This window comes from Mesorhizobium sp. M7A.F.Ca.AU.002.02.1.1, assembly GCF_003998535.1.
Taxonomy (GTDB): Bacteria; Pseudomonadota; Alphaproteobacteria; order Rhizobiales; family Rhizobiaceae; genus Mesorhizobium; species Mesorhizobium ciceri.
Window position 1 is genome coordinate 1 of sequence record NZ_RZPB01000241.1, and the last position, 7,673, is coordinate 7,673.

The window sequence follows — 7,673 nt, forward strand, 5'->3', positions numbered from 1 at the left end:
TTCTGGGCCTCGCTTGGCTGGCGCGGCGACGGTTTCGATGAGCGCGCGCTGCTGCAACGCTACGACAGAGCGAGCGTGATGATCGGCGTGCTGCCGATCGGCCGGCCGCAGCCGGGCGCTGAAAAGATGGCGGCCTTCTTCTGGAGCCTGAAGCCGTCGGACGCCGATGAGGTGCGCGTCCGGGGCCTGGATGCCTGGAAGGAGAGGGTGATCCGGCTGTGGCCGCAGAGCGAGGCGTATGTCAGCCAGATCGACAGTTTCGACCAGCTCTCGCTGGCGCGCTATGGCCACCACACGATGAAGCGGCCGGTTGGGCGGCGGCTGGCCATCATCGGCGACGCGGCGCACTCGACCAGCCCGCAGCTCGGGCAAGGGGCCAATATGGCGCTGCTCGACGCCGCGGCGCTCAGCCATGCGCTGGCGCGGACGGACAGTGTCGAAGCGGCACTTGAAGCCTATGCGAGGGCGCGGCGCTGGCATGTCCGCATCTTCCAGGCGCTGTCGCTGGCGTTCACGCCGTTCTACCAGTCGGATTCGGTGGCGCTGCCCTTCATCCGCGACAGGCTGGTGGCGACGGTGGCAAAAATCCCGCCGGCGCCGCAGTTTCTCGCCTCGATGGTGGCCGGCACCGTAATCGATCCGTTCAAGCGGATAGGACTGGTCGAAGCGCGGTGGCCGGATCGTTTTGGCCAATGAGGCTCGAAAGGTACGATCCCTTTGCCCGCAGGAAGGCATGCAGGCGCTGCGGGTAGTCCGGCGCCACGGCTTGCCTGATCGACGGGCGTTCACTCAACGCCCGGCGCCATGCGCGGACGAGGGGCTTTCGGTCAAGAATGCCGAAATCACCGATCCGGTCGAAGACATCGAGATAGCGGAAGACCGGACCGTAAACGGCGTCGACCAGCGAGAAGTGCTTGCTGGCGAACCAGGGGCCGCCAGGCTCGTCCGCCAACTCGGCTTCGAGACGGTCGAACATGGCGGACAGCGCGCTGGATTCGTCAAGGAAGCCGGCCTCGGTCGATGTTGAATAGAACCGGCTGATGGCATTGAGGGTTGCCGAACCGAACTCGATCCAGGCGCGATGCCGGGCGCGGGCATAGGGATCGGCCGGGTGGAGGGGATTGGCCTGCGTCTCTTCGAGGAATTCCAGGATGACGGCCGATTCGAAGATCACCGTTTCCTCGCCATTCCGCTGCACGCGCAGCAGCGGCACTTTGCCGAGCGGCGAGATCGCCTTGAACCAGTCCGGCTTGTTGGCGAGGTCGATATCGACGCGTTCGAACGGCACGCCCTTTTCGGCCAGCGAAATCGCGGCGCGCTGCACATAGGGGCAGAGGTGATGGCTGACGAGAATGAGCTTGTCGGCGCGTTTGCAGATTTCGTGTTTCATCGGATTGGCTTTCCCTGATTAATGCAATTGCATCTATGTAGATGCATATGCATTGATCGTCAAGCTTGATGCAATTGCATCTATCGTCTAAGGTGCGCCATGACCGAGAAAGCCGCGCCTTCGCCCGAAGCCATCAAGGCCTGGGCTCGCCTGATGCGCGTATCGCGCCAGTTGATGGAGAGCGCCGAAGAGGCGTTGAAGGCCGCCGGTCTGCCCCCACTTGCCTGGTACGACGTGCTGCATGAACTCGCCGAGGCGGGCGAGGGCGGGCTGCGGCCGTTCCAGCTCATCGAGCGCACGCTGTTCGCCCAATACAACATTTCGCGCCTGCTGGCCCGGCTCGAGGCCGATGGGCTCGTCGAGAAACTGCCGGTGGCCGATGACGGCCGTGGCCAGACCATCCGCATCGCGGCCAAGGGGCGAGACATACGCCGCCAGATGTGGGCTGTGTACGGACGCTCGATCGCCGAACTGGTTGGCGCCAAACTGTCGGCGGATGAGCTGACCATGGTCTCGGCACTGCTTGGACGGTTGCGCCATCCGCCAGCCAGCGATTAAGCGAGCCTGTCGCGCCAGCGCCTGTCCATTTTTGCAGATATTTTGCTCTCGTCCTCTTGCGCACGGCCTCGGATCGCGCAATATGCCGAACCGTAACGTACGGTACGGCCTATCGGGAATGCCGACCTTTCGAGAGAAGAGCGTGTTGCACATCGTGCCTGACATCGACACCAGCGAAGCGCTGACAGAGCGGCAGAAGGCCGTGCTCGACGCGGCGTTGCGGCTGCTGGTCGAAGAGGGCGACCAGCTGACCATGACCGCCGTGGCGCGCCGCGCCAGCTGTTCCAAGGAAACGCTCTACAAATGGTTCGGCGACCGCGACGGGCTGCTGACAGCGACGGTGCAATGGCAGGCCTCGAAAGTGCGGGTGGCACCGGTCGACCGCAAGGGGCTCGATCTTGCCTCGCTGACCGCGAGCCTCGAGCGCTTCGCCTCGGATTGGCTCAAGGTGATTTCCAGCGACACGTCGATCGCGCTCAATCGGGTGGCGGTCAGCCATGCGGGCTCCGGCAAGGACAATCTCGGCGCCGTGGTGCTGGAGAACGGCCGCTTCGCATTGGCCAAGCGGCTGAAGCCGGTGCTCGAGGCCGGCCGACGGACCGGGCTTTTGGATTTCGCGGATGCCGAGACGGCGTTTCGCACCTTTTTCGGGCTGGTCGCCCGCGATGTGCAGATCCGTCTGCTGCTCGGCGACCGGCTGGAATTGACTGAGGCGGCGATCGGCGGCGATGCCGCGCGGGCGACGCAGCAGTTTCTCGCTCTTCATGGAGCAACAACCGGCCGCAAGGCCCTAGAGCCGGATGATTTCAGGTCAAGTCGACCTGAAATCTGAATTCGTCTCTAAATCAAGAAGATAGAGCATGATGTCGTCCGAAAACCGCTTCACACTTTTCGGCATCATGCTCTGATTTATAAACGGGAAGGAAGACAAAATGCGCGTCTATTACGATCGTGATGCCGATCTCAATCTGATCAAGGGCAAGAAGGTCGCCATCATCGGCTATGGCAGCCAGGGCAGGGCGCATGCGCTCAACCTCAAGGATTCCGGCGCCAAGGAGATCGCAATCGGCCTCAAGGCCGGCTCGGCAACCGCCAAGAAGGTCGAGGCCGACGGTCTCAAGGTGATGAGCGTGGCGGACGCGGCCAAGTGGGCCGACCTGATGATGATGGCAACGCCGGACGAACTGCAGGCCGACATCTACAAGAACGAGATCGCCCCGAACATCCGCGATGGTGCCGCTATCGCCTTCGCGCACGGCCTCAACGTGCATTTCGGCCTGATCGAGCCGAAGTCGACGGTCGACGTCGTCATGATTGCCCCGAAGGGCCCCGGCCACACGGTGCGCGGCGAATACCAGAAGGGCGGCGGCGTGCCGTGCCTGGTCGCCGTCAACCAGGATGCCTCGGGCAATGCGCTCGACCTGGCCCTGTCCTACGCCTGCGGCGTCGGCGGCGGCCGTTCGGGTATCATCGAGACCAATTTCCGCGAGGAATGCGAGACCGATCTGTTCGGCGAGCAGGTCGTGCTGTGCGGCGGCCTGGTCGAGCTGATCCGGGCCGGTTTCGAGACGCTGGTGGAAGCCGGCTACGCGCCTGAGATGGCCTATTTCGAGTGCCTGCACGAGGTCAAGCTGATCGTCGACCTGATCTATGAAGGCGGCATCGCCAACATGAACTACTCGATCTCGAACACCGCCGAATGGGGCGAATATGTCTCGGGTCCGCGCATCATCACCGCCGAGACCAAGGCCGAGATGAAGCGCGTGCTGAAGGACATCCAGACCGGCAAATTCACCTCGGAGTGGATGCAGGAGTACCGCGCCGGCATGTCCCGCTTCAAGGGCATCCGCCGCAACAATGACAGCCACCAGATCGAGGAAGTCGGCGCCAAGCTGCGCGCGATGATGCCGTGGATTTCCAAAAACAAGCTGGTCGACAAGGCGAAGAACTGAGCGAAATCCACAAGCGCTCGAAAATAGCAGCTTCCATGAACAAGAAACGGCGCCACGTGGCGCCGTTTTTTCATTCTGTCGGTCAGCTCAGCTACAGGGCCAGCCCATCAATAGGGTGAGTAGCACTGCTGGCGCGGGCCGTTGTAGGGCTGGAACGTGTTGTCGTAGGCCCGGTACGACCGGTAGCGGTTGTAGCACCATTGGACATGGGCGCTCGAAAGCCGTCCCGCGCGGTAGTAGCGGCGCGGCGCCGGCCGGTCATAGTAGTCGTAGTTGTTGTACATGCTGCCGAGGCCAAGCCCCAGGCCAAGGCCCAGGATCGCGGCACTCGCGCCATCATCGTAGTAACGGCCGCCGCGATAGTGATGGCGACCATGGCGCCAACGCCAGTTGTCTCCACCATTCCAGTGACCGCCGCCGCCGTGCCAGTGCCGACGGCCGCCGTCCCAATTGCCCGACCGGCGCCATCTCCAATTGTCGTTGTTGAACTGACGGTTGTTGTTGCCGCCCGCCCAGCTGTCGCGGACCGGCGTGACATTCGGCGCCGCGGTGCTGGTGGGAATCGACAGGTCCGGTTGCATGATCGGGCCGGCGGCGGACGGTGCCGTGACGCCGGAGAGGATACCCAGGGCTAGCAGCCCCGATTTGACCGTGGAAGAAAAGAGCGAATTCATTGCACTCTCCAAGAGTTACAGGCCCCACGCCCACCCGAGGAATGGGGCAACAATGGATGTTTGCATCTGAACGGCGGATGAACGGAAAGGTTCCGTCAACCATGACGCGAACGCGCCCAAGACCAATCGATCTCAGATGGTGATCCTGCGCGCTTGTTTTCCGAAGCACTTGCGGGCAAAGGTCATGGCATGTCGCTGCGCCTTGCCACCTTCAATGTCGAGAACCTGATGAACAGGTTCGATTATTCCGGCTATCGCAACCAGCTCAACGAGGATCGAACGCTGGCGCTGTTCGATATCCAGAGCGAGGCGGAATACAGGATGCTGGAGCAGGCCCGCGCCATCGCCCAATCCGACGACACGCGCCAGCTGACGGCGCTGGCAATCGCTGCCACCCGGGCCGACATCATCTGCATGCAGGAGGTCGACAACATCGAGGCGCTGAAGGCCTTCGAATATGGCTATCTGTTCAAGATGGTGGGGCAGGGCTACCGGCAGAAATACACCACATCGGGCAATGATTCACGCGGCATCGACGTTGCCGTGATGATGCGCAATGAGACCGCCCAGGGCCAGCCGATCGAATTCGTGCGCATGACCAGCCACGCCTATGTCACCTACGAGCAGTTCGGGCTGCACACGCCGGAACTCGAGGCACTGGGCAATCAGGCCAATGAGCGCATTTTCCGGCGCGACTGCCTGGAGATCGACGTCACCGTGGGCGGCGTGCCGCTGACGCTCTATCTCGTGCATTTCAAGTCGATGGGTTCGCCGCGCAACGGGCTCGACGGGCGCGAGGCGACGATGCCGGTGCGCATCGCGGAGGCGCAGGCCGTGCGGCGCATCATCGAGGAGCGCTTCGGCAAGGACTATGCCGCCGACAAACGCTGGGCAATCTGCGGCGACATGAACGATTACCGCCAGCGTGTGAAGGTGGCCGGCGATGCGATCGACGGCTATCGCTTCGAGGTGGTCGACGAAGCCCTGTCCTGCATCAACGTGCTGACGGCCGGCGGCTTCTGCGAAAACGTCGTCGAGCGGCGGCCGGAGATGAACCGCTGGAGTTTCTACCACACGCGCGGACCGGAAGAGCGGCATCTGTGCCAGCTCGACTACATCCTGCTGTCGAAGGGGCTCGCCGCCAGCAACGCGACGGCTGTTCCCGACATCATCCGCAACGGCCAGCCCTGGCGCACCATTTTTCCGCCGGGGCAGGAGGTCGACCGCTTTCCGCGTGCCGGCTGGGACCGGCCGAAGGCGTCGGACCATTGCCCGGTGGCGATCACGCTGGACATGACCTGACGCATGAGTTTCGACCTGCCACGCAACGTCATCCTGCCGGTCGACGCCATCGACGTCCGGCTCGATCCCGGTCCGCACCCGTTCGCAAGGGACAATGCAGAGGCGATCGCCGAGAACTGGCAGCACGAAATCGCTGCCAATCCGGCGCTGTTCGACGGCATGGTGGTGCTGCTGTCGCAGCTTGCCTACCGCGACAACCGTCTCGCCGGCCGCTGCCATGCGGTCAACTATTCGACTTTCATGCTGTGGCGGAAGCGGCGCGAGAATTCGGGCGCCGAGCATGCCTATGCCCATGCCATGCTGGTGGCTGCCGACAATGCGCTGGTGGCGATCCGCATGGGTCCGCACACGGTCAACGCCGGCCGCGTCTATTTTGCCGCCGGCTCATTCGAGCCGGTCGATTTTCGCGATGGCCTGGTCGATGTCGATTTCAACATGATCCGCGAAGTGCGCGAGGAAACCGGTCTTGACCTGTCAGCCGCGGAACGCGGCAAACGCTACCACGCCATGTCGACCAACAGCGGCACGGTGATCTTCCGCCGCTACCACGCGGCGGCGCCCGCCGACGAGATCGCCCAGCGCATCTCAGCCTTCGTCGCCACCGAAACCGAGCCGGAGATCGACGGGCCAGTGATCATCCGCCATGCCGCCGACCTGCCGGTCGGCCTGTCACCGCACATGAAGCCGCTGATCGAGTGGCATTTCGCAAACGGGAGTTAAGGGCGCGTCTTGTTCTGTGCCGCGTTGCGATCGTTGCGGGCGGCGACGAGGAACAGGATGAAGCCGATGCCGAGCAAACCGCCCATCGCCATTCCCATGGTCTGGCCGACGACTGCCTGAAAATCGGCTGTGACGCGATCGGGATTGGCCATGCCGAAGCGGGCGAGATACCACCAGATGCCTGCAAGGAAGGCCTCGATGACGACCATCGTCAGGATCAGTCGTGCCTTCTTGCTCATTGGCTATTCCTCCACCCAAGCGTGAATTGCCCTAGCATCATGAACGGCGCGGCGACAGTGGCGGGTAGGGTGGAAACGTCTAAGGCTGTGCAAAACCGGTCTGAGCGCCGGCCGCGTTTCGGCCGGTTGCCCTATTCGTGCCTAAGTGCGTCGATCGGGTCGAGCCTGGCGCCGCGCAGCGCCGGGAAGAAGCCGAACACCATGCCGATCAGGGCGGAAAAGCCGACGGCGAGCAGGATCACCGCCGGGCTCGGCGCAAACGGGATGGTCAGCGTCACCGCGGCGAGGCCGGCCAGCGCCAGCCCGATCAGGATGCCGATAATGCCGCCGAGCAGCGACAGCACCGTCGCCTCGACCAGGAACTGGATGAGGATGTGCTTTTCATGCGCGCCGATGGCGAGCCTGATGCCGATCTCGCGGGTGCGTTCGGTGACCGACACCAGCATGATGTTCATGATGCCGATGCCGCCGACCAGCAGGCTGACGCCGGCGACGGCGCCCAGCATGCCGGTCATGGTGGTGGTGGCGCTGGCCATGGCGTCGGCGATCTGGGTCATGTCGCGGATGGCGAAATCGCTTTCACGATCGGGCGTGATGCGTCTGGCGTCGCGCAGAATGTCCTCGACGCGCGGCTGCAACTCGCTGGTCGGCGTGCGGTCATCGGCGGCGATGTAGATGTTGTCGATGTCGCGGTTGCCGGCGATGCGGCGCTGGTAGGCGTGCAGCGGCATCAGCACGACATTGTCCTGATCCTGACCGAAGCCGGTATAGCCCTTGGGCTCGAGCAGGCCGATGATCTTGCAGGAGGTGCGGTTGACGCGGATGATCTCGCTGTCTC

General features: G+C 63.4%; 10 protein-coding genes. 6 read left to right on the forward strand and 4 right to left on the reverse strand.

Translation table 11 applies throughout. From position 1 onward, the window contains the following. A partial coding sequence (locus tag EN879_RS16425; protein ID WP_164774435.1) for an NAD(P)/FAD-dependent oxidoreductase occupies positions 1-696 on the forward strand: 696 nt, incomplete at its 5' end. Here EN879_RS16425 and EN879_RS16430 read toward each other — a convergent pair. Next, positions 644-1,390, reverse strand: a complete 747-nt coding sequence (locus EN879_RS16430) for a glutathione S-transferase family protein (protein WP_063168258.1) — start codon at positions 1,388-1,390, stop codon at positions 644-646. The genes EN879_RS16425 and EN879_RS16430 overlap by 53 nt on opposite strands. Positions 1,391-1,489: 99 nt before the next feature. Between EN879_RS16430 and EN879_RS16435 the strand changes: the two genes are divergently transcribed. From EN879_RS16435 to ilvC, 3 genes are all read left to right on the forward strand, one after another. Beyond that, entirely contained in the window at positions 1,490-1,948 is a 459-nt protein-coding gene (locus EN879_RS16435) for a MarR family transcriptional regulator (protein WP_063168257.1), read from the forward strand. 142 nt (positions 1,949-2,090) lie between these two features. Continuing rightward, positions 2,091-2,780, forward strand: a complete 690-nt coding sequence (locus EN879_RS16440; RefSeq protein WP_063170262.1) for a TetR/AcrR family transcriptional regulator — start codon at positions 2,091-2,093, stop codon at positions 2,778-2,780. 100 nt (positions 2,781-2,880) lie between these two features. After that, positions 2,881-3,900 (forward strand): ketol-acid reductoisomerase, encoded by a 1,020-nt coding sequence (gene ilvC / locus EN879_RS16445; RefSeq protein WP_013531065.1) that lies wholly within the window; start codon positions 2,881-2,883, stop codon positions 3,898-3,900. Between the two features lie 107 nt (positions 3,901-4,007). On the opposite strand, the gene EN879_RS16450 is transcribed toward ilvC, so the two are convergent. After that, the gene (locus EN879_RS16450) at positions 4,008-4,574 is read right to left on the reverse strand and encodes a BA14K family protein (RefSeq protein WP_013531066.1); all 567 of its coding nucleotides are present in this window, start codon (positions 4,572-4,574) and stop codon (positions 4,008-4,010) included. A 189-nt stretch (positions 4,575-4,763) separates the two neighbouring features. On the opposite strand from EN879_RS16450, the gene EN879_RS16455 reads away from it, so the two are divergent. Both EN879_RS16455 and EN879_RS16460 read left to right on the forward strand, forming a co-directional pair. Next, complete coding sequence (locus tag EN879_RS16455) at positions 4,764-5,876, forward strand: endonuclease/exonuclease/phosphatase family protein (RefSeq protein WP_013531067.1); 1,113 nt, start codon at positions 4,764-4,766, stop codon at positions 5,874-5,876. Positions 5,877-5,879: 3 nt separating this feature from the next. Next, complete coding sequence (locus EN879_RS16460) at positions 5,880-6,596, forward strand: hypothetical protein (protein ID WP_063168256.1); 717 nt, start codon at positions 5,880-5,882, stop codon at positions 6,594-6,596. Here EN879_RS16460 and EN879_RS16465 read toward each other — a convergent pair. Both EN879_RS16465 and EN879_RS16470 read right to left on the reverse strand, forming a co-directional pair. Continuing rightward, positions 6,593-6,835 carry a hypothetical protein gene (locus EN879_RS16465; RefSeq protein ID WP_013531069.1) on the reverse strand — a complete coding sequence of 81 codons (243 nt, stop codon included), beginning with the start codon at positions 6,833-6,835 and terminating at the stop codon, positions 6,593-6,595. The genes EN879_RS16460 and EN879_RS16465 overlap by 4 nt on opposite strands. A gap of 131 nt (positions 6,836-6,966) precedes the next feature. Continuing rightward, positions 6,967-7,673 (reverse strand): FtsX-like permease family protein (locus EN879_RS16470; protein ID WP_127274133.1); only part of this gene is annotated, 707 nt, incomplete at its 5' end.

What these genes read in the sequence shown, in the direction of transcription:
- EN879_RS16430 (WP_063168258.1), bottom strand. Translation starts at nt 1,390, where the DNA reads ATGAAACACGAAATCTGCAAACGCGCCGACAAGCTCATTCTCGTCAGC.
- EN879_RS16435 (WP_063168257.1), top strand. Translation starts at nt 1,490, where the DNA reads ATGACCGAGAAAGCCGCGCCTTCGCCCGAAGCCATCAAGGCCTGGGCT.
- ilvC (WP_013531065.1), top strand. Translation starts at nt 2,881, where the DNA reads ATGCGCGTCTATTACGATCGTGATGCCGATCTCAATCTGATCAAGGGC.
- EN879_RS16450 (WP_013531066.1), bottom strand. Translation starts at nt 4,574, where the DNA reads ATGAATTCGCTCTTTTCTTCCACGGTCAAATCGGGGCTGCTAGCCCTG.
- EN879_RS16455 (WP_013531067.1), top strand. Translation starts at nt 4,764, where the DNA reads ATGTCGCTGCGCCTTGCCACCTTCAATGTCGAGAACCTGATGAACAGG.
- EN879_RS16460 (WP_063168256.1), top strand. Translation starts at nt 5,880, where the DNA reads ATGAGTTTCGACCTGCCACGCAACGTCATCCTGCCGGTCGACGCCATC.
- EN879_RS16465 (WP_013531069.1), bottom strand. Translation starts at nt 6,835, where the DNA reads ATGAGCAAGAAGGCACGACTGATCCTGACGATGGTCGTCATCGAGGCC.